The 21,347-nt window shown below is 65.3% G+C and carries 19 protein-coding genes; 14 read left to right on the top strand and 5 right to left on the bottom strand.

The window, feature by feature from the left end:
- Positions 1-205 precede the first annotated feature (205 nt).
- The 5 genes from fabB to EGJ22_RS17290 all read right to left on the bottom strand — a co-directional run bounded on the left by fabB (position 206) and on the right by EGJ22_RS17290 (position 7,130).
- Positions 206-1,426, bottom strand: a complete 1,221-nt coding sequence (gene fabB, locus EGJ22_RS17310; RefSeq protein ID WP_029887743.1) for a beta-ketoacyl-ACP synthase I — start codon at positions 1,424-1,426, stop codon at positions 206-208.
- Between the two features lie 11 nt (positions 1,427-1,437).
- Complete coding sequence (gene fabA, locus EGJ22_RS17305) at positions 1,438-1,953, bottom strand: 3-hydroxyacyl-[acyl-carrier-protein] dehydratase FabA (RefSeq protein WP_008089108.1); 516 nt, start codon at positions 1,951-1,953, stop codon at positions 1,438-1,440.
- Between the two features lie 208 nt (positions 1,954-2,161).
- On the bottom strand, positions 2,162-4,096 hold the full coding sequence (locus tag EGJ22_RS17300; protein ID WP_029887742.1) for an ATP-binding protein: 1,935 nt from the start codon (positions 4,094-4,096) through the stop codon (positions 2,162-2,164).
- Positions 4,093-4,983: an ABC transporter substrate-binding protein gene (locus EGJ22_RS17295; RefSeq protein ID WP_009683175.1), complete on the bottom strand. Its 891-nt coding sequence runs from the start codon at positions 4,981-4,983 to the stop codon at positions 4,093-4,095. The genes EGJ22_RS17300 and EGJ22_RS17295 overlap by 4 nt, the downstream gene beginning before the upstream one ends.
- Positions 4,983-7,130 carry a TonB-dependent siderophore receptor gene (locus tag EGJ22_RS17290; RefSeq protein ID WP_029887741.1) on the bottom strand — a complete coding sequence of 716 codons (2,148 nt, stop codon included), beginning with the start codon at positions 7,128-7,130 and terminating at the stop codon, positions 4,983-4,985. Before EGJ22_RS17290 ends, EGJ22_RS17295 begins: the two co-directional genes overlap by 1 nt.
- 157 nt (positions 7,131-7,287) lie before the next feature.
- Between EGJ22_RS17290 and EGJ22_RS17285 the strand changes: the two genes are divergently transcribed.
- The 14 genes from EGJ22_RS17285 (at position 7,288) to EGJ22_RS17220 (ending at position 21,301) form a co-directional block, all read left to right on the top strand.
- Positions 7,288-8,313 carry an NAD(P)H-dependent glycerol-3-phosphate dehydrogenase gene (locus EGJ22_RS17285; protein ID WP_029887740.1) on the top strand — a complete coding sequence of 342 codons (1,026 nt, stop codon included), beginning with the start codon at positions 7,288-7,290 and terminating at the stop codon, positions 8,311-8,313.
- Between the two features lie 24 nt (positions 8,314-8,337).
- On the top strand, positions 8,338-8,685 hold the full coding sequence (locus EGJ22_RS17280) for a DUF4389 domain-containing protein (RefSeq protein WP_029887739.1): 348 nt from the start codon (positions 8,338-8,340) through the stop codon (positions 8,683-8,685).
- Entirely contained in the window at positions 8,682-9,140 is a 459-nt protein-coding gene (sixA, locus tag EGJ22_RS17275; RefSeq protein ID WP_029887738.1) for a phosphohistidine phosphatase SixA, read from the top strand. Before EGJ22_RS17280 ends, sixA begins: the two co-directional genes overlap by 4 nt.
- 117 nt (positions 9,141-9,257) lie before the next feature.
- Positions 9,258-9,641 carry a hypothetical protein gene (locus EGJ22_RS17270; RefSeq protein ID WP_029887737.1) on the top strand — a complete coding sequence of 128 codons (384 nt, stop codon included), beginning with the start codon at positions 9,258-9,260 and terminating at the stop codon, positions 9,639-9,641.
- 95 nt (positions 9,642-9,736) lie between these two features.
- The gene (locus tag EGJ22_RS17265; RefSeq protein WP_029887736.1) at positions 9,737-10,525 is read left to right on the top strand and encodes an alpha/beta fold hydrolase; all 789 of its coding nucleotides are present in this window, start codon (positions 9,737-9,739) and stop codon (positions 10,523-10,525) included.
- A complete protein-coding gene (locus EGJ22_RS17260) occupies positions 10,522-11,376 on the top strand; it encodes an alpha/beta hydrolase (protein WP_009683168.1) in 855 nt (284 codons plus the stop codon). Before EGJ22_RS17265 ends, EGJ22_RS17260 begins: the two co-directional genes overlap by 4 nt.
- A gap of 108 nt (positions 11,377-11,484) precedes the next feature.
- Positions 11,485-12,279, top strand: coding sequence for a DUF4892 domain-containing protein (locus tag EGJ22_RS17255; RefSeq protein WP_029887735.1), 795 nt, complete (start codon positions 11,485-11,487; stop codon positions 12,277-12,279).
- A 12-nt stretch (positions 12,280-12,291) separates the two neighbouring features.
- Positions 12,292-13,344 carry an AI-2E family transporter gene (locus EGJ22_RS17250; RefSeq protein WP_029887734.1) on the top strand — a complete coding sequence of 351 codons (1,053 nt, stop codon included), beginning with the start codon at positions 12,292-12,294 and terminating at the stop codon, positions 13,342-13,344.
- 175 nt (positions 13,345-13,519) lie between these two features.
- Positions 13,520-13,609, top strand: a complete 90-nt coding sequence (kdpF, locus tag EGJ22_RS17245; protein WP_033690477.1) for a K(+)-transporting ATPase subunit F — start codon at positions 13,520-13,522, stop codon at positions 13,607-13,609.
- 9 nt (positions 13,610-13,618) lie between these two features.
- Positions 13,619-15,313 (top strand): potassium-transporting ATPase subunit KdpA, encoded by a 1,695-nt coding sequence (gene kdpA / locus EGJ22_RS17240; RefSeq protein WP_029887733.1) that lies wholly within the window; start codon positions 13,619-13,621, stop codon positions 15,311-15,313.
- Between the two features lie 9 nt (positions 15,314-15,322).
- Positions 15,323-17,377: a potassium-transporting ATPase subunit KdpB gene (kdpB, locus tag EGJ22_RS17235; protein ID WP_064314614.1), complete on the top strand. Its 2,055-nt coding sequence runs from the start codon at positions 15,323-15,325 to the stop codon at positions 17,375-17,377.
- Between the two features lie 10 nt (positions 17,378-17,387).
- Positions 17,388-17,951, top strand: coding sequence for a potassium-transporting ATPase subunit KdpC (kdpC, locus tag EGJ22_RS17230; RefSeq protein ID WP_029887481.1), 564 nt, complete (start codon positions 17,388-17,390; stop codon positions 17,949-17,951).
- 3 nt (positions 17,952-17,954) lie between these two features.
- A complete protein-coding gene (locus EGJ22_RS17225; protein ID WP_029887480.1) occupies positions 17,955-20,609 on the top strand; it encodes a sensor histidine kinase KdpD in 2,655 nt (884 codons plus the stop codon).
- On the top strand, positions 20,606-21,301 hold the full coding sequence (locus tag EGJ22_RS17220) for a response regulator (RefSeq protein ID WP_009683157.1): 696 nt from the start codon (positions 20,606-20,608) through the stop codon (positions 21,299-21,301). Before EGJ22_RS17225 ends, EGJ22_RS17220 begins: the two co-directional genes overlap by 4 nt.
- Positions 21,302-21,347: the final 46 nt, after the last annotated feature.

The raw sequence follows: 21,347 nt of genomic DNA, 5'->3' as shown, positions 1-21,347 counted from the left end.
GCGCGGGCGGCGCTCGATCTCACAGGCACTGAAGATGCAGCGGCTACCCTTGCCAGGAACCATAGAATCTCCCACAGGGTTGCGCAGGTTCCAAACCTTGCGCAGTACCTGTGGGAGCTGGCTTGCTGCGACAGGGCCAGTACAGGCCACACAAAAGAAAACGCCCCGAACCAGTCGGGGCGTTTTTGATTACTGCCAGGGCGCCTTACTTGCCTTCCCAGCGCTTGAGCACCAGGGTGGCGTTGGTGCCGCCGAAGCCGAAGCTGTTGCTCATGACCGTGTCGATCTTGGCGTTTTCTTCGGTTTTGCGCAGGATCGGCAGGTCGGCCACTTCCGGGTCCAGCTCGTCGATGTTGGCAGAGCCGGCGATGAAGTTGTTTTCCATCATCAGCAGGCAGTAGATCGCCTCGTGCACGCCCGCGGCGCCCAGCGAGTGGCCCGACAGGCTCTTGGTCGAGCTGATCTTCGGCGCCTTGTCCTTGAATACCTCGCGAACGCCTTTCATCTCGGCAACGTCACCGACCGGGGTCGAGGTGCCGTGGGTGTTCAGGTAATCGATCGGGGTGTCGACGGTGGACAGCGCCTGCTGCATGCAGCGGATAGCGCCTTCGCCACTCGGGGCAACCATGTCGTAACCGTCGGAGGTCGCACCGTAACCAACGATTTCGGCGTAGATCTTGGCGCCACGGGCCAGGGCGTGTTCCAGCTCCTCGACCACCACCATGCCGCCGCCGCCAGCGATGACGAAGCCATCACGGTCTGCGTCGTAGGCGCGGGAGGCCAGTTCCGGGGTTTCGTTGCGCTTGGTCGACAGGGCGCCCATGGCATCGAACAGGAACGACTGGCTCCAGTGCTCTTCTTCACCGCCGCCGGCAAAGACGATGTCCTGCTTGCCCCACTGGATCTGCTCCAGTGCGGTACCGATGCAGTGAGCCGAAGTGGCGCAGGCCGACGAGATCGAGTAGTTGATGCCCTTGATCTTGAACGGCGTAGCCAGGCACGCCGAAACGGTGCTGCCCATGGTGCGCGTGACGCGGTAAGGGCCGACACGCTTGACGCCTTTCTCGCGCAGGGTGTCCAGCGCTTCCATCTGGTTCAGGGTCGAGGCGCCGCCGGAGCCAGCCACCAGGCCGGTACGCGGGTTGGACACCTGCTCTTCGGTCAGGCCGGAATCCTTGATCGCGTCCTGCATGGCCAGGTAGGCGTAGGCAGCCGCGTGGCCCACGAAGCGGTAGACCTTGCGGTCGATCAATTCTTCGAGGTTGAGGTCGATGGACCCGGAAACCTGGCTACGCAGCCCCATTTCCTTGTATTCCGGGTTGTAACGGATACCCGGACGGCTGTTGCGCAGGTTTTCGGTGACGGTAGCTTTGTCATTGCCCAGGCACGAAACGATGCCCAGACCAGTGATAACGACGCGGCGCATGCGAATAACCCTTAGAAATTGTCAGTGGAGGTGAACACGCCGACCCGCAGGCCTTCGGCGGTGTAGATCTCGCGGCCGTCAACGCTGACCGAGCCATCGGCGATGGCCATGTTCAGCTTGCCCTTCAGGACGCGTTTGATGTGGATGTTGTAGGTGACTTTCTTGGCGGTAGGCAAAACCTGGCCGAAGAACTTCACTTCGCCCGAACCCAGGGCGCGGCCGCGGCCTGGCAGGCCCTGCCAGCCGAGGAAGAAACCGACCAGCTGCCACATGGCGTCGAGGCCCAGGCAGCCCGGCATGACCGGGTCGCCTTCGAAATGGCAGGCGAAGAACCACAGGTCCGGGGTGATATCCAGCTCGGCGACCAACTCACCTTTGCCGTACTTGCCGCCTTCTTCGCTGATGTGGGTGATGCGATCGACCATCAGCATGTTCGGCGCGGGCAGTTGCGCATTACCTGGGCCGAACAGCTCACCGCGACTGCAGCGCAGCAGGTCTTCCCGAGTAAAGGCGTGTTGTTTGGTCATGCGAGCTCCTCAATAACCCCCTGTGGCAGGGGATGAATCTTCCCGACCGACCCGAATAACCAACGGCTTCGGGGCGGTAGCCTACAGGTAGACTATTGCGTTGTGGTGAAAGTCACAGCGCACCTGGTGAAAGAAGTACAGGTGTGCACTGAAACGTCTATTTTCAGGGCCGATGAAGGTCCTGTCCAGTGTTTAAGACTGCCGCACTTTAGCATTTATCGCCAGTCGCGGTTGTCTGGCCGGGTAACCAGCGTTGCAGCACGCGCTGCAGTTCGCTGCGGCGCAAGGGTTTGCTCAGGTAGTCATCCATGCCGGCGGCCATGCATCGCTCGCGGTCGCCGTCGAGCGCGTTGGCGGTCAGGGCGATGATCGGCAGGCCTGTGCCGTTGTCCAGTTGGCGAATGCGGCGGGTGGCTTCATAGCCGTCCATGTGCGGCAACCGGCAGTCCATCAGCACCGCGGCAAAGCGCTGGCGGCCCACCAGGTCGACCGCCTCGAGGCCGTCTGCAGCGGTGCACACCGCCAGCCCCAGGCTGCGCAGCATGGCTTCTATGACACTCTGGTTGACCGGATTATCCTCGACCAACAGCACCTTTTTCTGCTCTGCAGCGGCCGCTGGCGGGTCGAGTGGGTGCGGCAGTGGCGCCGGCGCCTGGCTGGCCAGGGCCAACGGCATCTCCAGGGTGAACGTTGAACCCTGGCCCACGTGGCTCTCACCGCGCAGCTTGCCACCCATGCGCTCGGCCAGGGTGCGGGCGATCGACAACCCCAGCCCGGTGCCGCCATAGCGGCGGGAAATCGAGCTGTCCGCTTGCTGGAACGCGACGAACATCATTTCCAGGCGGTCGCTGTCGATACCGATGCCGGTATCACGCACGCTGCAGGTCAGCCAGATCAACTGCCGATCGACCACTTGCCAGCGGGCCTCGACCTGCACCTGGCCGCGTTCGGTGAACTTCAGCGCGTTGCCCACCAGGTTCAGCAGGATCTGGCGGATGCGCGTAGGGTCGCCGTTCACCTGCAACTGGCCGATGTCGGCCGGCAATTGCAGGTGCAGCCCAAGGCCGCGTTGCTGGGCGCTGTGCTGGAAGGACTGGACGCTGCTGGTGATCAGCTCGCCGAGGTTGAAGTCGATGTGTTCCAGTTGCAGCGCGGCGCGTTCGATGCGCGAGAAGTCCAGAATATCGTTGATGACTTTCAGCAGGTGCCCGGTGGACTCGCTGGCCACGGCGGTGTAATCGGCCTGTTCGTTGCTGAGCGGGGTGGTTTCCAGCAACTGCAGCATGCCCATCACACCGTTCATCGGGGTGCGCAGCTCGTGGCTCATCATCGCCAGGAAATCGGACTTGGCACGGTTGGCCTGTTCAGCCTCTTCGCGGGCCTGGATCAGCTCGGCAATGGTTTGTTGCTGTTCAGCGCTGGCTTGCTCCAGGGCGCTGGCCAGGTTGTTGATGTGGCGCGCCAGGTGGCCCAGCTCGCTGTCGTCTACCACCGGCAAGGGCGTGTTGTACTTGCCTTGCTGGATGGCCTTGACCGCGTGGCCCATGTCGCTGATCGGCTTGGCCAGGCTCAGGGCCAGGCGGCGAGCCAGCAAGAAGGTGAACAGCAGGGCGAACAGCGCGAGGATGCCCGCCTTGATCACGATTTCCTGCTGGCGCTGGCTGAACGCGTCATCGGACATGCCGACGATCACCCGGCCCAGGTAGTCGTCCCCGATGGCCGGGGTGTTGGCTTTGCCCTGTTGCAAGAAATCGTTGTCCAGGCGTATCTGCTGCAGGCGGATGGGCGCCTGGAACACTTCGACCTGCTGCGCGCGGTTGGCGCTTTCGTCGGACTGCTCCACGTAGACCAGGATGTGGTTGCGGCTGTCCTGTACCTCCAGGAAGCGGACGTGCGGGATGCTGAGGGTGGCCCGCATGAGCCCCTCGAGCACTTCGTTGTTACCGGAAATCACCCCGTACTCCGACGCGGGTGCCAGCTGGTTGGCGATCAATTGCCCGGTGTGGTTGAGTTCCTGGCGCAGGTCCTGGATACGAACGAAGGTAAAGAAGCTGATCAGCAGCAAGGTCAGCAGCAGCGCGGGGCCAAGGCTGATGATCTGGGTGCGGGTGTGAATGTCCCAACTCAGGCGTTTGCTGCTCATGGGGTGGGTTCTCCTTCGGCCAGTACCTGGGCGGCGGCGTTCGGATCGATCGGTTCAAGGCCCAGGGCCCGGGCCACTTGCTGGTTGCCGCTGACGCTGTAGCGCTTGGGGTAGAGGCTGCGCGGCCAGCGCGCCGGGGGCTGGTCGAGCAATTGGTCGAGTTCCGCCAGCCAGTCGTCCTGGTCGCTGTAGGTGCTGGCCAGTGCGCCGGCGCGGACAAAACCGGCGTTGGGGCCGATCAGCGCCATCTGCCGGCCATAGCTGCTCAGCAGCAGGTTCTTCGCCGTCTTGGAGTTGTACAGGTCAGGGTCGTCCAGCCCCAGCAGGACATCGCTGTTGCCCAGCAGGTGCTGCAATGGCCGGTTGTCGCGTGGGTCGGACCAGTCCTGGGCTACGATTTCCAGGCCCAGCGGCCGTGCCGCATGGCGCAGTTCCTCGAGTAGAAACCCGCTGTGCTGGCCGTACAGCACGCCGATACGCCGTGCCTGGGGCAGCAAGTAACGCGCTAGGCGCAACTGTCGGGCCGGTGGCGCGTCATTCCACAGGAAGGTGAGAAACGCCGGGCGCGACTTTCCCAGGCGCTGCTCAGCCTGAACCCGGCTGACGCGCATGACCAGGGCCGGTGGCCCGGCGGTTTCGCTCAGGCGCCAATCGAGGGCAGGGTTGTCGAGCAGGATCAGGCGCTGGTCGGCCTTGAGTTTGCCTGGTGATGGCAAGTCGGCGGTGGTCTGGAAGTGCACATGGTCGTGCGGCCTGCGGTTTTCCAGCGCCGCCACGAAGCTGCGGATGCCGGGCTGGTCCTCGGCGCCGATCAGCAGGATCTCGCTGGCCGACAATGGGCCCAGCGGCCACAGGCACAGTACCAGCAGGCGCAACAGCAGGCTCATCAGAACTCCAGCTCCGCGCTGACGCTCAGGCGGTGGCGGCTGTCGTAGCGGTTCTGGGCTGCCGTGGTCGGTTCATCGTCCAGGCGCTGTTGCCACAACGCCGCCAGCTCCAGGTTGCTGCCATATACCCGGAAACGCTTGGCCAGGCGCAGGTCCAAGCGCTCGTAGCGGTACGTGTTGAGGGCATCGTCGCCGTAGTAGAACAGCGCGCTCGACCAGCCGGCACCCCAGTCGCGCATCCACCCGGCCGAGCCGCTGTTGCGGGCGCTGAGGCGGCGATCGTCGGGGTTGCTGGCCCAGGCATCGACATAGGCGTAGGTCAGGCGCAGACGGTCGCGCAGGGTAGGGCGCCAGTCCAGTTGTGCCTCGCTGCCGCTGAAGCGGGCCTTGTTGGCGTTGCTGGCGATGTACTGGTTGTTGCGCAGCGGCTCGCTGATCATGCCGGTGATCTCGTCGTAGAACAGCTTCACGTCCATGCTCAGGTCAATGTCGCTGAAATAGCCGTTGTAGCCCAGTTCGCGCGAGCGCATGCGCTCTTGCTCGAGGTCGCCGGGGCCGCGGGTCTTGACGAAGTATTCGCCGTTTTGCAGGCCGAATGCATTGGGCGTGAGGTTCTTGACCGTGTAGCTCCAGTTGACGTTGTTCTCGAACATGTCGGGCGAGCGCACGGCCTCGGAATACACCGCACGCAGGCCATGGCGCGGGGTGATCAGGTAGTTGACCGCCACACGCGGGGTCAGCGAGTTGCCGGACAGCTGCGAGTCCTCGAACATGGCGCCGCCCTGCAGGATCCAGTGCTCGTCGGCGCGCCATTCCAGTTGCCCGAACAGGCGCCAGGTCTGGTCGTCGACGCTGCCGTTGAAGTAGGTCTGCGAATCGGCCCGGTCATAGCGGTAGTTCATGCCGCTGAGCAGGCGCAGGCTGTCGGTCAGGCTCAGGGTGTCCTGGATTTCCAGGTCGTAGCGGGTTTCGCGGGTACTCTGGTCAACATCGCCGCATACCTGTTGCTTGCCGCCGTTCTGCCATTGCTCCTGCACTTTCTGCAAAAGCCCTTGCAGGGCCGGGTCGTTCGTGGCCAGGGGGGCACCTGTGGCAATGCCGCGCGCCACGCTTTCGGCAAAGTTCGGGTTCAGTTGCCAGAGCTGGGTCAGCTCGGGGCTGAACGACTGCACCGCATCACAGGCGCGCCACACTTGCTGGCGGTCAAAATGTTGAGCCGAGCCCTGAACATAAAGGCTGTGTTCAGCGCTGAATTCCTTGGTCCAGCGCAGCGAGCCGGCGTAGTCCTTGGCGTTGACGTCGGCGTTGTTGCCGGCTTCGTACTGCTGGAAAACCGGCTGGTAGGTGTAGGGCCGTTGATTGCTGCCTTCTTTGGCCGCAAGTTGCCATTCCAGGGTCTGGTCGATGGCCAGGGTGTGACTGGCGCTGAGGTTGAAGCGGTTCAAACGGCGGCTGTCGCGGTAGTCCTGGCCGAACTGGTTCTCGTCGAAGCCGTCGTCGCGCTGGCCCGATACCGACAGGCGCATGTCGCCGCCATCCCAGCCGAAGCCGTGGCTGAGGTAATAGTCGTTGATGCCATCCTGGCCGCGGGTCAGTTTCATCCGCGTGCCATGGCTGTCGGCCGGGTTGCGGGTCAGGATGTTGACCACGGCCATCAGCGCGTTGGCGCCATAGCTGACCGTGTTCGGGCCACGGAACACCTCGATACGCTCGATATCCTCCATGGCCAGTGGAATGTCGCTCCAGTCCACCGTGGCCAGGCCGGCGCGGTACACCGAGCGGCCATCGATCAGCACCTGCATGCGCCGCGCGTCGCTGGCGTTGCTGCCATGGTAGTTGACCGTGGGCTGGTTGCCGGCGCCGTAGCCGATCATCATGCCCGGTACCAGGCGCAGCAGCTCGGGGATGTCACGGGCACCGCTGGCGCGGATCAGTTCGCTGTCGATGACGGTCATGCTGCCCGGTACCGCTGCCGGCGACTGTTTCAGGCGCGTGGCGGTCAGAACCTGGGGCAGGTCGGTGTTGTCGATGAACAGATCCTCGGCCACGGCCGGGCTACCGAGCAGGGCGGTCAATATGAGCAGACGCGGGAAAGGGGGCGTGCCAGGGAACACAGAGCAGCCTTGTCTCAGGATGGAAACAGGCATGGTAACCGACCTTGGCGCAATTGCCAGTGACCCGCCTCAAGCTTCTGGCTGCCAGCACACCGTGCCAGGCTTTTCTCGCTGCCGGTAGCTCGAAGCTTGCAGCTTGGCTTTATAATGCGCCGGTCGCCACTTAATTTATGGCTTTAACGGATTGAATATGACTGAACAGCAACCTGTTGCAGTTCTGGGCGGCGGCAGCTTCGGCACCGCCGTGGCGAACCTGCTGGCGGAAAACGGTGTGCCGGTGCGCCAATGGATGCGCGACCCGGCCCAGGCCGAGGCCATGCGTGTCAATCGTGAAAACCCGCGCTACCTCAAGGGCATTCGCCTGCACGACGGGGTGGAACCGATCAATGACCTGCTGGCCACCTTGCAAGCCAGCGAGCTGGTGTTCGTGGCCCTGCCATCCAGCGCATTGCGCAGCGTGCTGGCGCCGCATGCCGAGCTGTTGCGCGGCAAGGGCCTGGTCAGCCTGACCAAGGGCATCGAGGCGCAGAGCTTCAAGCTGATGAGCCAGATCCTCGAAGAGATCGCCCCCCAGGCACGCATCGGCGTGTTGTCCGGGCCCAACCTGGCCCGCGAAATTGCCGAGCACGCGTTGACTGCCACGGTAGTGGCCAGCGAACACGAAGCGCTGTGCCAGCAGGTGCAAACGGTGTTGCACGGGCGTACCTTCCGCGTTTATGCCAGTGCCGACCGATTTGGCGTGGAGCTGGGCGGGGCGCTGAAGAACGTTTATGCGATCATCGCCGGCATGGCCGTGGCCTTGGGCATGGGCGAAAACACCAAGAGCATGCTGATTACCCGTGCCCTGGCCGAAATGACCCGCTTTGCCGTCAGCCTGGGCGCCAACCCCATGACCTTCCTGGGCCTGGCCGGGGTCGGTGACCTGATCGTCACCTGTTCGTCCCCCAAAAGCCGCAACTACCAGGTGGGTTTCGCACTGGGGCAGGGCCAGAGCCTGGAGGAGGCCGTTACCCGCCTGGGCGAAGTGGCCGAAGGCGTCAACACGCTCAAGGTGCTCAAGGCCAAGGCCCAGGAGGTGCAGGTGTACATGCCGCTGGTGGCGGGCCTGCATGCCATTCTGTTCGAGGGCCGCACGCTGAACCAGGTCATCGAGCACCTGATGCGTGCCGAGCCCAAGACCGACGTCGATTTCATTTCCATCAGCGGCTTCAACTGAGCCGAACAGAGCAAGGAGCGGTACATGAACGATACCCCGGAGCGCGCCCAACGCGAGTCGATCATCCTGCGGGTGCTGTGGATGCTGGTGTTCCTGGTGGTTTGGCAACTGGCTGAATTGCTGTTGGGCGGCCTGGTGCTGGTGCAACTGGTCTACCGCCTGGTGTATGGCGCACCCAGCGCCAGCCTGATGAATTTCGGCGACAGCCTGAGCCAGTACCTGGCGCAGATCGGCCGTTTCGGCACCTTCCATACCGACCAGAAACCCTGGCCGTTCGCCGATTGGCCAGCAGCGCGTGCGCCGGAAGGCGAGGCGCCGCACGCCGTAGCCCCGGCCCCGCACCCTGTGCGGGACGAGGAGCCCAAGCTGTGAAACTGTGGGTACTGCGCCACGGTGAGGCCGAACTGCGGGCCAACACCGATACCGAACGGCGCTTGACTGCGCATGGTCGCGAGCAGGTAGTGCGCAGCGCTGCCCATCTGCTGGGGCAGCCATTGCAGGCGATCATCGCCAGCCCTTATGTGCGGGCCCAGCAGACTGCGGCGCTGGTGCACGAGACCCTGGGGTTTGCCGAGCCACTGCGCACCGTGCCTTGGCTCACACCAGAGGCCGATGTGCAGCAGGTCATCGGCGAAATCGAGCGGCTGGGGCTGGAGCATGTGCTGCTGGTCAGCCATCAGCCGCTGGTGGGCAACCTGGTCGGGCTGTTGCAGCATGGCCACCTGCAACAGCCAGCGGCCATGAGCACGGCCAGCCTGGCCCAGCTGGAAGGGGAGTGGCCCCTGGCCGGGCTGATGACCCTGAAGGCGCTCAACGCCCCTGCCTGAGCTTGCGAGGGCCTGGGGCCCCCATACACCGAGATGGCAACTGACATTTTTGCCAGTTGTCCCTCGCATCGACTGCTTGATAGCGTTGCCCGAAAACCAGCATTCAGGGAGCGATGCATGAGCGGTGCGATGTGGGAGCTGCTGTGCTCCCTGGACCTGCAACCCACCATAGACCAAATTGACCAAGGCGTTTCGCTGGACTTCGCCCAGTACAGCCTGCTGCGCGAGGCTGCCGACGCCAAATTCTACCAGCTGATGCGCAAGGTCGAGGGTTATAGAGTGCCGGGGCCGATCGCCCGGCAACAGAGCGAGCACGACCTGCAGACCCTGCAGGATGCCTGCCTGCGGGTATCCCATCTGCTGCAGTCCAGCTGCCTGGCCCTGCGCCGGCTGCAGCTGGATCACCAGGACCAGCGCCTGGCCCGTGAGGCGCTGCAAAGCCAACTGGCCTACATGCAGGCCTGCCTTCGCCGTTCACTGGAGAGTTTCGACCACGCTTGATGGCCTGATAGCCGCCGCCGATGACCTTTCCGGGCATTGCCGAACCGGCTCGCCATGCCGACAATGGGCCATCATTCCCGTCCGGATCAGGCGCCATGTCGCAGCAGATCTTTTTCGCCCATGCCAACGGTTTTCCCTCGGCCACCTACGGCAAGCTGTTCGCCGCGTTGGCGCCGGACTATCAGGTCCGGCACCTGGCTCAGCACGGCCATGACCCGCGCTTTCCGGTGGATGACAATTGGCAGAGCCTGGTCGATGAATTGCTGCACCACCTGGCGCAGCAGGAGCAGCCGGTGTGGGGCGTAGGCCATTCGCTGGGTGGGGTTTTACACCTGCACGCGGCGTTGCGCTGCCCCGAGTACTACCGTGGGGTGGTCATGCTCGACTCGCCGGTGCTGACCCGTGCAGACCAATGGCTGCTGCGCACCGCCAAGCGCTTCGGCTTCATCGACCGCATTACCCCGGCCGGGCGCACCTTGGGGCGCCGTCAGCTTTTCACGGACCGCGACAGTGCCCGTGAGTACTTCGCCGGCAAGTCCCTGTTTCGCCAGTTCGACCCCGACTGCCTGGACGCTTACTTAGAGCATGGCCTGCAGGCGATGGAGCAGGGCCTGCAACTGCGCTTCGACCCGGCCACCGAGATCAGCATCTACCGCAGTATTCCGCATACCAGCCCCGCCCCGGCGCGACAGTTGCAGGTGCCGCTGGCCATGGTGCGCGGTGACCGCAGCAAGGTCATCCGGCGCCACCATGCCCTGGCGGTGCGTGGCATGCCGCAAGGGGAGTATCACAGTGTGCCAGGGGGGCATATGTTCCCGTTGGAGCGGCCTGCCGATACCGCCAGCCTGCTCAAGGGCCTGTTCGACCGCTGGGGCCAGGCATGAGCGCGCAGGTCGAGGAAGTTCGCCTGAGTTTGGGCCACATCGAACTGGCCGCACACCTGTTCGGGCCTGTGGACGGTCTGCCGGTGATCGCCCTGCATGGCTGGCTGGACAACGCCAACAGCTTCGCCCGCCTGGCGCCGCTGTTGCGCGGCTTGCGCATCGTTGCCCTGGACCTGGCCGGGCATGGCTATTCGGAGCACCGCCCGCCAGGGGCCAGCTATGCCCTGGCCGACTACGCCCACGATGTACTGCGGGTGGCCGAGCAACTGGGCTGGCAGCGTTTCGCCCTGCTGGGCCATTCGCTCGGCGCCATCATTGCGGTGCAAGTGGCCGGTGCGTTGCCGGAGCGGGTCAGCCACCTGGCCTTGATCGACGGCGTTATCCCACCCACCGGCGCCGAGCAGGATGCCGGTGAGCGCCTGGGCATGGCGTTGCTGGCGCAGCTGCGCCTGGATGGCAAGCGCAAATCGGTGTACACCACCCTCGAGCAAGGTGTGCAGGCGCGCATGAAGGGCATGGTCGCGGTAAGCCGGGAAGCGGCCGAACTGCTGGCGCAGCGCGGGCTGATGCCTGTGCCCGGGGGCTACAGCTGGCGCAGCGACAGCCGCCTGACCCTGCCTTCGCCGTTGCGCCTGAGCGACGCCCAGGCCATGGCCTACGTGCGCCGGGTGAATTGCCCGGCGCAACTGGTGATTGCCGCCGACGGGATGCTGGTGCGCCATACCGCATTGCTGGAGCAGCTACCCTTTGAGCAAATGACACTGCCGGGTGGCCACCACCTGCACTTGAACGATGAGCAGGGCGCGGCCCTTGTCGCAGACTGTTTCAATCGCTTCTTTGGCTTTGCTTGACTTGCACCGGACAAGTGTCGAGGCTTGGCGGGTTGAAAGGGAGACAACCATGCAATTGCCAGACAACCTGGAGCTTCACCTCGGCGCACGGCGCCGCCTGGGTCGCCGATGAGCGCGCCCCTGTCCATCCGCACCGTTGCAGCTGCCTGCCTGGCATTGGCCAGCCCGCTGCTGTGGGCTGGCAGCCTGCCGGTGCCTGCAGACGCCAACGTGGTCGACCAGCGCCCGGCCGTGGAGCAGGAGCGCGTCTACCCGCTGGGCCCATTGCGCAAGATCAGCGGCCGCCTGCGGGTTGACGACAAGATCGAAAGCCGTGGCCAGGTCAGCTCGGTCACCTACGAGCTGCCGGTTGAACGCACCGCCCGCGAAGCCTTCACCAGCGCCCGCGAGGCGCTGCAGCGCGACGGTGGTTACCCGCTGTTCTGGTGCCAGGGCCGCGATTGCGGCGAGGCCAGCCTGTGGGCCAACGAGGTGTTTGCCAATGCCCGCCTCAACGGGGGGGACGAACAACAGGCGTTCATTCTGCTGCGCCGTTCGGCAGAACAGGCCGACACCCTGGTTGCGTTGTACAGCGTTACCCGCGGCAACCGCCGTGCGTATTTGCATGTGGAAGAGTTCGTCGCCGACAGCCCGTTGGGCGACTTGCTGCCCACGGCGGCCACGGTGCTGCGTGAAATGCGCGATACCGGCAAGCTCGACTACCCGGACCTGGCGGCACCCCAGCCTGCCTGGGCCAACCTGCTGGCACGCAGCCTGAACCTCGACAGTACCCTGCGTGCCAGCCTCAGCGGCGTTCAGGCCGAAGCCTGGCGCGAGGCGCTGATCAAGGCCGGGGTGCGCAACGGTCGCCTTGAAGTGGGCACTGCGCCTACCACTGGCTTGCACATTGAACTGATTCGTTGAGCGGGTGCTGCGATGGTCAACAATGATCGCCTGCTGGTCCAGATTCTGTTGCTGGCGTTGCTGGGGGCCGGCCTTTGGGTGATGGCGCCGTTCATATCGGCATTACTGTGGGGCGCTATCCTGGCCTTTGCCAGCTGGCCGTTGATGCGCCTGCTCACACGGGTACTGGGGGGGCGCGAGACCCTGGCGGCCAGCCTGCTGACCATGGCCTGGATCCTGATCGTGGCGCTACCGCTGGTGTGGCTGGGTTTCAACCTGGCCGACCACATCCGTGATGCCACCGCGTTCGTCCGTGACGTGCAGGTCGACGGCCTGCCAGATGCCCCGGCCTGGCTGGGGGGCCTGCCGTTCGTGGGCGAGCGCCTGGTCAGCTGGTGGCAGTCGCTGGACCAGCAGGGGGCAGCCTTGCTGGCCTCGGTCAAACCGCACCTGGGGCAGGTTGGCAACTGGTTGCTGGCGCGCAGCGCGCAAATCGGCAGCGGCGTGCTGGAACTCACACTCAGCCTGGTGTTCGTGTTCTTTTTCTACCGTGACGGGCCGCGTTTGTCGGCGTTCGTGCTGCGCCTGCTGCACCGCTTGGTGGGCGACCGTGCCGCGTACTACCTGGAGCTGGTGGCCGCCACCGTGCAGCGGGTGGTCAACGGGGTGATTGGTACCGCCGCGGCGCAAGCGCTGTTGGCGTTGATCGGTTTTCTGATCGCCGGCGTGCCGGGGGCCATTGTGCTCGGCCTGGTGACCTTCATGCTCAGCCTGATTCCCATGGGGCCGCCACTGGCCTGGATCCCGGCCACCGCCTGGCTGGTGTGGAAGGGCGAGTACGGCATGGCGGTGTTCCTCGGTATTTGGGGCACGTTCGTCATCAGTGGCGTGGACAACGTGCTCAAGCCCTACCTGATCAGCCGGGGCGGCAACCTGCCGCTGGTGATCGTCTTGCTGGGCGTGTTCGGCGGCCTGCTGGCGTTCGGCTTCATTGGCCTGTTCATCGGGCCTACCTTGCTGGCGGTCGGCTACAGCCTGTTGCTGGACTGGAGTCGTAACGCTGTAGAGCAACCGCCCCAGCACTAGCCTGTACGGGCCCGCTTCGCGCAGGCGTGCGCGAAGCGGGCCGCGCCGCGGCCTCGACACCCTGATCTTTACGCATTCTTTATACCCCTCGCTGCCCCTCCATCTCGTTCCTTTACACCCCTTCCTCGGACAATTCCCCAAAGCGGCCCAAGCCGCATCTCGGGGAGAACCACACATGAACATGCTCGACGGGCTGTCACTGCTACTGGCAGTGGCCTTGGCGTTTTATCTGCTGGTGGCGCTTTTGCGCGCCGATCGCGGCTAAGGAGCGGCCATGCACAGTTACGACTACGCCTTGCTCCTGGCATTCTTCGCCCTGGTGCTACTGCCGGCACCCTGGCTAGGGCGTTTCTATTTCAAGGTCATGGAAGGCCAGCGTACCTGGCTGTCACCGGTACTCGGCCCGGTCGAGCAGGATTGCTATCGGCTGGCAGGGGTGGATGCCCGCCAAGAGCAGAACTGGCGCCAGTACACCCTGGCGTTGCTGAGCTTCAACCTGGCCGGCTTCCTGCTTTTGTTCACGGTATTGCTGTTGCAGGGCTACCTGCCCCTCAACCCGCAGCACCTGCCTGGCCAGGAATGGTCGCTGGCATTCAATACCGCCGTCAGCTTCGTCACCAATACCAACTGGCAGGCTTACAGCGGCGAGGCGTCGGTCAGCTACCTGAGCCAGATGCTTGGCCTGACGGTGCAGAACTTCGTCAGCGCCGCCACGGGCCTGGCCGTGCTGGTCGCGCTGTGCCGCGGTATTGCCCGGCGTAGCAGCGCAACGCTGGGCAACTTCTGGGCCGACATGACCCGCGCCACCCTTTACGGCTTGCTGCCGCTGTGCCTGTTGCTGGCGCTGCTGCTGGTATGGCAGGGCGTGCCGCAGACCTTTGCCGACTATGCCCACGCGTTGACCCTGCAAGGTGCCGACCAGAGCATCCCGTTGGGCCCGGCCGCCAGCCAGATCGCCATCAAGCAGCTGGGCACCAACGGCGGCGGTTTTTTCGGCGTGAACTCGGCGCACCCGTTCGAGAACCCCACGGCCTGGAGCAACCTGTTCGAGGTGGCATCGATCATCCTCATTCCGGCGGCCCTGGTGTTCACCTTCGGCCACTACGTCAAGGACCTGCGCCAGAGCCGCGCCATCCTTGCCTGCATGCTCGCATTGTTCCTGATTGGCGGCAGCACGGCGCTGTGGGCCGAGCACCAGCCCAACCCGGCGCTCACAGGCGAACAGGTCCAGCAGAGCGGCCCCATGGAAGGCAAGGAAAGCCGCTTCGGGACTACCGCTTCGGTGCTGTGGACCGTGACCACCACTGCCGCATCCAATGGCTCGGTCAATGCCATGCACGACAGCCTCAACCCGCTGACTGGCATGGTGGCGATGGTCAACATGATGGTCGGTGAGGTGATTTTTGGCGGCGTCGGCGCGGGGCTGTACGGCATGTTGCTGTTCGTGTTGATCGCCGTGTTCCTGGCCGGGCTGATGATCGGTCGCACGCCGGAGTACCTGGGCAAGAAGCTGCAGGCACGTGAGGTGCAGTTGCTGGTGGCCACGCTGCTGGTGATGCCGCTGGGTGTGCTGGTGCTTGGCGCCATCGCTGCCAGCCTGCCGGGCCCGGCAGGGGCGGTCAGCAACCCGGGGGCGCATGGTTTCAGCCAGCTGCTGTACGCCTACACCTCGGGTGCCGCCAACAACGGCTCGGCGTTCGCAGGGTTCGGTGCCAACACGGTGTACCACAACCTGATGATCGGCCTGGCCATGCTGATCGGCCGCTTCGGCTACATCCTGCCGGTACTGGCCTTGGCCGGCAGCCTGGCGGCCAAGAAGACCGCGCCCCTTGGAGTCAACAGCTTCCCCACCCACGGCCCGCTGTTCACCGGCCTGCTGCTGGTGACCATCCTGCTGGTCGGTGGCCTGACATTTTTGCCGACCTTGGCCCTTGGGCCGATCGCCGAACATTTGAGCCTGGGTTTTTGAGGATCGACCATGAATATGCCCATTCCTGAAATGAAAGCCCGGCACAGTGCCAAAGACCAGACCCGGTTTGCGGCGCTGTGGCGCCCCGCGCTGGTACAGGCCTTGGTCAAGCTCGACCCACGCCAGTTGCAGCGCTCGCCGGTCATGCTGGTGGTGGCGGTGACGGCGCTGCTGACCACGGTACTGTGTTTTGCCCCTGGCAGTGGCGTCAGCCGCGGCGTGGCCGTGCAGATTGCCCTGTGGCTGTGGTTCACCGTGTTGTTCGCCAACTTTGCCGAAGCCCTTGCCGAAGGGCGCGGTAAAGCCCGCGCCGACAGCCTCAAGGCTGGCAGCCAAGGCTTGACCGCCCAGCGCCGTCAGCGTGACGGCCACTATGAAACGGTAGCTGCCGGCGCCTTGCGCAAAGACGATGTGGTGCGTGTGGTGGCCGGTGAAATGATCCCCGCCGATGGTGAGGTGCTCGAAGGGATCGCAGCGGTCAACGAGGCAGCGATCACGGGTGAGTCGGCGCCGGTCATTCGTGAATCCGGTGGCGACCGCTCGGCCGTCACCGGTAACACCCGGCTGGTTTCCGACTGGCTGCTGATCCGCATCACCAGCAACCCGGGCGAGTCCACCCTGGACCGCATGATTGCCCTGGTCGAAGGTGCCAAGCGGCAGAAAACCCCCAATGAAGTCGCCCTCGACATCCTGCTGATCGGGCTGACGCTGATCTTCCTGATCGTGGTGGTGACCTTGCAGCCATTCGCCCACTTCGTCGGCGGCAGCCTGCCGCTGATCTTTCTCGCTGCCTTGCTGGTGACGTTGATCCCCACCACCATCGGTGGCCTGTTGTCGGCCATCGGCATTGCCGGTATGGACCGGCTGGTACGGTTGAACGTGATCGCCCGCTCGGGCCGTGCCGTGGAAGCGGCCGGGGACGTGCATACCCTGATGCTCGACAAGACCGGCACCATTACCTTCGGCAACCGCCGTTGCAGCGCGCTGCACGCTGCACCGGGGGTAACCGCGCGGGAACTGGGGGAGGGCGCCCTGCTGGCCTCGCTGGCCGACGACACCGCAGAAGGCAAGTCGATCGTCGAGTACCTGCGTCAGTTGTATGACGTTGTCGAGCCCCCTGCCGGGCACTACGAAGCCGTGGCATTCAGTGCCGAAACGCGCCTGTCGGGCATCGACTTCCAGCAGCGCCGCTACCGCAAGGGGGCCGTCGATGCGGTGCTGGCATTCGTCGGCATGCAGCGCCTGGACATGCCGCCAGCGCTGGCCCGTGAGGTTGAACGCATCGCCCAGAGCGGTGGCACGCCCTTGCTGGTGTGCCTGGACAAGCGCCTGCTTGGGGTGATCCACCTCAAGGACGTGGTCAAGCCTGGCATCCGCGAACGCTTCGCCGAATTGCGCAAGCTGGGTATCCGCACCGTGATGGTGACCGGTGACAACCCGTTGACGGCTGCTGCCATCGCAGCGGAGGCCGGGGTGGATGATGTGCTGGCCGAGGCCACGCCGGAGAAAAAGCTGGCGCGCATTCGCCAGGAGCAGAACGACGGCCGCCTGGTGGCCATGTGCGGCGACGGTGCCAACGACGCCCCGGCGCTGGCCCAGGCCGACGTAGGCATGGCCATGAATGACGGCACCCAGGCGGCGCGCGAGGCGGCCAACATGGTCGACCTGGACAGCGACCCGACCAAGCTGCTGGACGTGGTGCAGGTCGGCAAGCAGTTGCTGGTGACCCGGGGGGCGCTGACCACCTTTTCCATCGCCAATGACGTGGCCAAGTACTTCGCCATCCTGCCGGCGCTGTTCGCTGCCATCTACCCGCAGTTAGGGGTGCTCAACCTGATGCACCTGGCCAGCCCGCAAAGCGCGATCCTTTCGGCCATCGTGTTCAATGCCCTGATCATCGTCGTGCTGATTCCTTTGGCGCTACGGGGTGTGCGGGTCCAGGCGGCCAGCGCTGCCCACTTGTTGCGGCGCAACCTGTTGATCTACGGGCTGGGCGGCATCGTGGTGCCGTTTGCCGGCATCAAGCTGATCGATCTGTTGCTCAACGCCCTGCACCTGGTCTGAGGAGGCCACCATGAACGCTTATCTACGCCCTGCCTTGAGCCTGGCCTTGACGATGACCTTGATCACTGGCGCGCTATACCCCCTGGTGGTGACCGGGGTCGCCCAGGTGGCTTTCCCGGTACAGGCCAACGGCAGCCTGGTGCGCGATGACCAGGGCCAGGTGCGGGGTTCGGCCCTGATTGCCCAGAACTTCCAGGGCGATGGCTGGTTCCATTCACGGCCTTCGGCAGGCGCGTACGCCACCGTGGCCAGCAGCGCCAGCAACCTTGCGCCGAGCAACCCGGCGCTGGTGGAGCGGGTCCAGGGCGATGCGGCGCTGCTTTACCAGGCCCAGCAAGGGCCGGTACCGCAGGCGCTGCTGACCACCTCGGGCAGCGGCCTGGACCCGCACCTGCCACCGGCGGCGGTGGCCTACCAGATTCCCCGGGTCGCAGCGGCGCGGCAGTTGCCCGTGGCGCGCTTGCAAGCCTTGCAAGAAGAGGCCACCCTCAGGCCATTGATCGGCCCGCCGGTGGTCAATGTGCTGGCGTTGAACCGGGCCCTGGAAAAACTCGCCAGCAAGAGCAAAGGATGAAACATGAGTGATTCCGCGCGTGCAGACGCGTTGTTGGCTACGCTGCCGCGCACCGGCCGTGGCCGGCTGAAGGTGTTCCTCGGTGCTGCGCCGGGGGTGGGCAAGACCTTCGCCATGCTGCAAGCCGCGCATGCCCAGCAACGCCAGGGCGTGCAGGTAGTGGCCGGGGTGGTCGAAACCCACGGCCGTGGCGAAACCGAGGCGCTGCTTGCCGGCTTGTTGCAGCAGCCCATGCTGCGCAGCCAGTATCGGGGGGTCACCCTTGAGGAAATGGACCTCGACGGCCTGCTCGGGTGTGCGCCAGCCTTGGCACTGGTCGATGAGCTGGCGCACACCAACGCCCCCGGCAGCCGCCACGCCAAGCGCTGGCAGGACGTGCAGGAGCTGCTGGCCGCGGGCATCGACGTGTACACCACGGTCAATGTGCAGCACCTGGAAAGCCTCAACGACAAGGTGCGCGACATCACCGGCGTGCACGTGCGCGAAACCTTGCCTGACTGGGTGCTGCAGGAAGCCTTCGAGCTGGTGCTGATCGACCTGCCACCGCGTGAGCTGCTGGAGCGCTTGCGTGAAGGCAAGGTGTACGTGCCCGAGCAGGCGCGGGCCGCCATTGATGCGTTTTTCTCGCAAACCAACCTCACCGCTCTGCGCGAACTGGCCATGCAGACGGCCGCCGCCCAGGTCGATGCCGACCTGGCCCATGGCTACCGCCAGCGCGGGCAGGCAGCCCCCGCGTTGCGCGGCCGGCTGCTGGTCGGTGTGGATGGCGATGACCAGGCCGAGCGCCTGGTGCGTCACGCCAGCCGCGTGGCCCAGCGCCGCCACTTGCCGTGGAGCCTGGTGCACGTGGACAACGGCCGTTTGCGTGACGAGGCAGCCCGCCAGCGCCTGCAGGCGGCCCAGCAACTGGCCGAGCGCCTGGGAGGCGAAGTGGTGTTGCTGCGTGCCGGTGAAGTGGCGCGCACGCTGATCCAGCATGCGGCCGAGCGGCGCGCCAGCCTGGTACTGGTCGGCCAGTCGCGCGACCGTGTGCACCGGCGCTGGTTCGGTGCAGGGGTGGCTGCCCGGCTGTTGCGTGAAAGCCATGGGCTGGAAATCAACGTGCTGGACCGCGATGTACAGCCCTCGGCGCCGCGTTCGGCGGTGCGCCGGGTGTGGGTCTGGCGGCACTACCTGCTGGCGTTGCTGGCCACCGGGATGGCTGCAGGCCTGGCTTGGGCCGTGTCGAGCGTGCTGGCACTGCCGAACATCTCGCTGGTGTTTCTGGCCGCGGTGCTGCTGGTGGCGGTACGCAGCAGCCTGGGGCCGGCCCTGGCCTGCGCGGCACTGTCGTTCCTGGCGTATGACTTTCTGTTCATTCCGCCCAATTTCTCGTTCAGCATCCAGCGCGAAGAAGATGTGCTGACGCTGGTGTTCTTCCTGCTGATGGCCGCCCTTACCGGCAACCTGGCCGCCCGCCAGCGCCGCCAGTTGCAGGCGCTGCGCGAAACCCAGGCGCAGACCAGCCAATTGCTCGACCTGTCGCGCAGGCTGACGGTGGCCACTGACCGCCAGGCCGTGTTCAACGCCGCCGGGCAGCACCTGGGCGGCTGGCGCGACCTGCAAGTGTGCCTGCTGCAGCGCACAGCCGATGGCCAGCTGCAGGTGGCCAGCGGCGAGCACCAGGGCTTCAGCGCCACCGAGCGGGCCGCCGCCGATTGGGCCTGGCAACACGGGCAGGCCGCCGGGCACGGCAGCGACACCCTGCCGGAGGGGCGCTGGTGGTGGTGGCCACTGGCGGTGGATGATCAACCGCTGGCGCTGTTGGGCGTGCGCCCACGCTCAGACCAGCCGCTGAGCGACCCGCGTCGGCGCCTGCTAATCGCCCTTGGCCAGCCGCTGGCCCAGGCCCTGGCCCGAGCCCGCCTTGCCGAACAACTCGAAGCCGCGCGCTTGCACGGCGAGACCGAGCAGCTGCGCAGTGCCTTGCTGGCTTCGGTGTCCCACGACCTGCGCACCCCATTGACGGCCATGCGCGGCAGCATCGACAGCTTGCTGGCGCTGGGCGAAGCGATTCCGCTCGACGACCGCCGCGAGCTGTTGGAGGGCACCCGCGACGAGGCCGAGCGCCTGGACCGCTACATCCAGAACCTGTTGGACATGACACGCCTGGGGCACGGTGGCCTCAAGCTGGCCCGCGACTGGGTGGCGCCAGCCGATATCGTTGGCAGTGCGCTCAACCGCCTGCGCGTGGTGTTGGCGCCGCTTCGCGTGCACACCGACGTGCCCGGCGATCTGCCGCTGCTGTTCGTGCATGCGGCATTGATCGAGCAGGCATTGGTCAATGTGCTGGAGAACGCTGCGCGCTTCTCGCCGGCCAATGGTCGGCTGGAACTGCGGGTGGCGGTGCAGGACGAGCGGCTGTGCCTGACCGTGAGCGACCAGGGGCCGGGCATTCCCGTGGGGGAGCGCGAAAAGATCTTCGACATGTTCTACACCGCCGCCCGTGGCGATCGCGGCGGGCAGGGGACTGGCCTGGGCCTGGCCATCTGCCAGGGCATGATCGGTGCCCATGGCGGGCAGATCCTGGTGGGCGAAGGCATTGATGGCCAGGGCACCGGCATCACTTTATGCTTGCCGCTGCCCCCGCAACCTGCAGCCGAAAGTGAAAGCCCATGAGCCAGCCCGCCACCCTGTTGGTTATCGACGATGAACCGCAGATCCGCAAATTCCTGCGTATCAGCCTGGCCTCGCAAGGCTACAAGGTGCTTGAGGCGGCTACCGGTGCCGAAGGCTTGGCCCAGGCGGCCTTGGGCAAGCCGGACCTGGTCGTGCTGGACCTGGGCCTGCCTGACATGGACGGCCAGCAGGTGTTGCGGGAGCTGCGGGAATGGAGCTCGGTCCCGGTGTTGGTGCTGTCAGTGCGTGCCAGTGAGCTGCAGAAGGTCGATGCGCTGGATGGTGGGGCCAACGACTATGTGACCAAACCGTTCGGTATCCAGGAATTTCTCGCCCGGGTCCGTGCGTTATTGCGCCAGGTGCCGCAAGCCGGGGGCTCGGAAGTGAAGGCCAGCTTCGGGCCGTTGACGGTGGACTTCGCCTTTCGCCGGGTAACCCTGGAGGGCGTGGAGGTGGCGCTGACACGCAAGGAGTACGCGCTGCTGGCGTTATTGGCCGGGCACCCGGGGCGAGTGATGACCCAGCAGCAACTGCTCAAGGATATCTGGGGGCCCAGCCATGTGGAGGATACCCATTACCTGCGCATCGTGGTCGGGCACCTGCGCCAGAAACTAGGCGATGACCCCACGGCGCCACGCTTCATCATCACCGAAGCGGGGGTCGGTTACAGGCTGGTGGCGCCTGTTGCCTAGCGGAAAGTCGCGCTGGTTGCGGCTGGACCACGCAGCGCCGACCACG

The sequence above is a fragment of the Pseudomonas sp. p99-361 genome, assembly GCF_003935475.1.
Classification (GTDB): domain Bacteria; phylum Pseudomonadota; class Gammaproteobacteria; order Pseudomonadales; family Pseudomonadaceae; genus Aquipseudomonas; species Aquipseudomonas juntendi.
Note: the sequence above shows the minus strand (reverse complement) of the source record. Positions and strands in the feature narration are given on the sequence as shown.

Excerpts from the sequence above, each read along its gene's own strand:
- fabA (WP_008089108.1), bottom strand. The coding sequence starts at position 1,953 with ATGACCAAACAACACGCCTTTACTCGGGAAGACCTGCTGCGCTGCAGT.
- EGJ22_RS17295 (WP_009683175.1), bottom strand. The coding sequence starts at position 4,983 with ATGAGCCTGCTGTTGCGCCTGCTGGTACTGTGCCTGTGGCCGCTGGGC.
- fabB (WP_029887743.1), bottom strand. The coding sequence starts at position 1,426 with ATGCGCCGCGTCGTTATCACTGGTCTGGGCATCGTTTCGTGCCTGGGC.
- EGJ22_RS17300 (WP_029887742.1), bottom strand. The coding sequence starts at position 4,096 with ATGAGCAGCAAACGCCTGAGTTGGGACATTCACACCCGCACCCAGATC.
- EGJ22_RS17225 (WP_029887480.1), top strand. The coding sequence starts at position 17,955 with ATGAGTGATTCCGCGCGTGCAGACGCGTTGTTGGCTACGCTGCCGCGC.
- EGJ22_RS17265 (WP_029887736.1), top strand. The coding sequence starts at position 9,737 with ATGTCGCAGCAGATCTTTTTCGCCCATGCCAACGGTTTTCCCTCGGCC.
- kdpC (WP_029887481.1), top strand. The coding sequence starts at position 17,388 with ATGAACGCTTATCTACGCCCTGCCTTGAGCCTGGCCTTGACGATGACC.
- kdpB (WP_064314614.1), top strand. The coding sequence starts at position 15,323 with ATGAATATGCCCATTCCTGAAATGAAAGCCCGGCACAGTGCCAAAGAC.
- EGJ22_RS17255 (WP_029887735.1), top strand. The coding sequence starts at position 11,485 with ATGAGCGCGCCCCTGTCCATCCGCACCGTTGCAGCTGCCTGCCTGGCA.
- EGJ22_RS17285 (WP_029887740.1), top strand. The coding sequence starts at position 7,288 with ATGACTGAACAGCAACCTGTTGCAGTTCTGGGCGGCGGCAGCTTCGGC.
- EGJ22_RS17220 (WP_009683157.1), top strand. The coding sequence starts at position 20,606 with ATGAGCCAGCCCGCCACCCTGTTGGTTATCGACGATGAACCGCAGATC.
- kdpA (WP_029887733.1), top strand. The coding sequence starts at position 13,619 with ATGCACAGTTACGACTACGCCTTGCTCCTGGCATTCTTCGCCCTGGTG.
- EGJ22_RS17260 (WP_009683168.1), top strand. The coding sequence starts at position 10,522 with ATGAGCGCGCAGGTCGAGGAAGTTCGCCTGAGTTTGGGCCACATCGAA.
- EGJ22_RS17270 (WP_029887737.1), top strand. The coding sequence starts at position 9,258 with ATGAGCGGTGCGATGTGGGAGCTGCTGTGCTCCCTGGACCTGCAACCC.
- kdpF (WP_033690477.1), top strand. The coding sequence starts at position 13,520 with ATGAACATGCTCGACGGGCTGTCACTGCTACTGGCAGTGGCCTTGGCG.
- EGJ22_RS17290 (WP_029887741.1), bottom strand. The coding sequence starts at position 7,130 with ATGCCTGTTTCCATCCTGAGACAAGGCTGCTCTGTGTTCCCTGGCACG.
- EGJ22_RS17280 (WP_029887739.1), top strand. The coding sequence starts at position 8,338 with ATGAACGATACCCCGGAGCGCGCCCAACGCGAGTCGATCATCCTGCGG.
- EGJ22_RS17250 (WP_029887734.1), top strand. The coding sequence starts at position 12,292 with ATGGTCAACAATGATCGCCTGCTGGTCCAGATTCTGTTGCTGGCGTTG.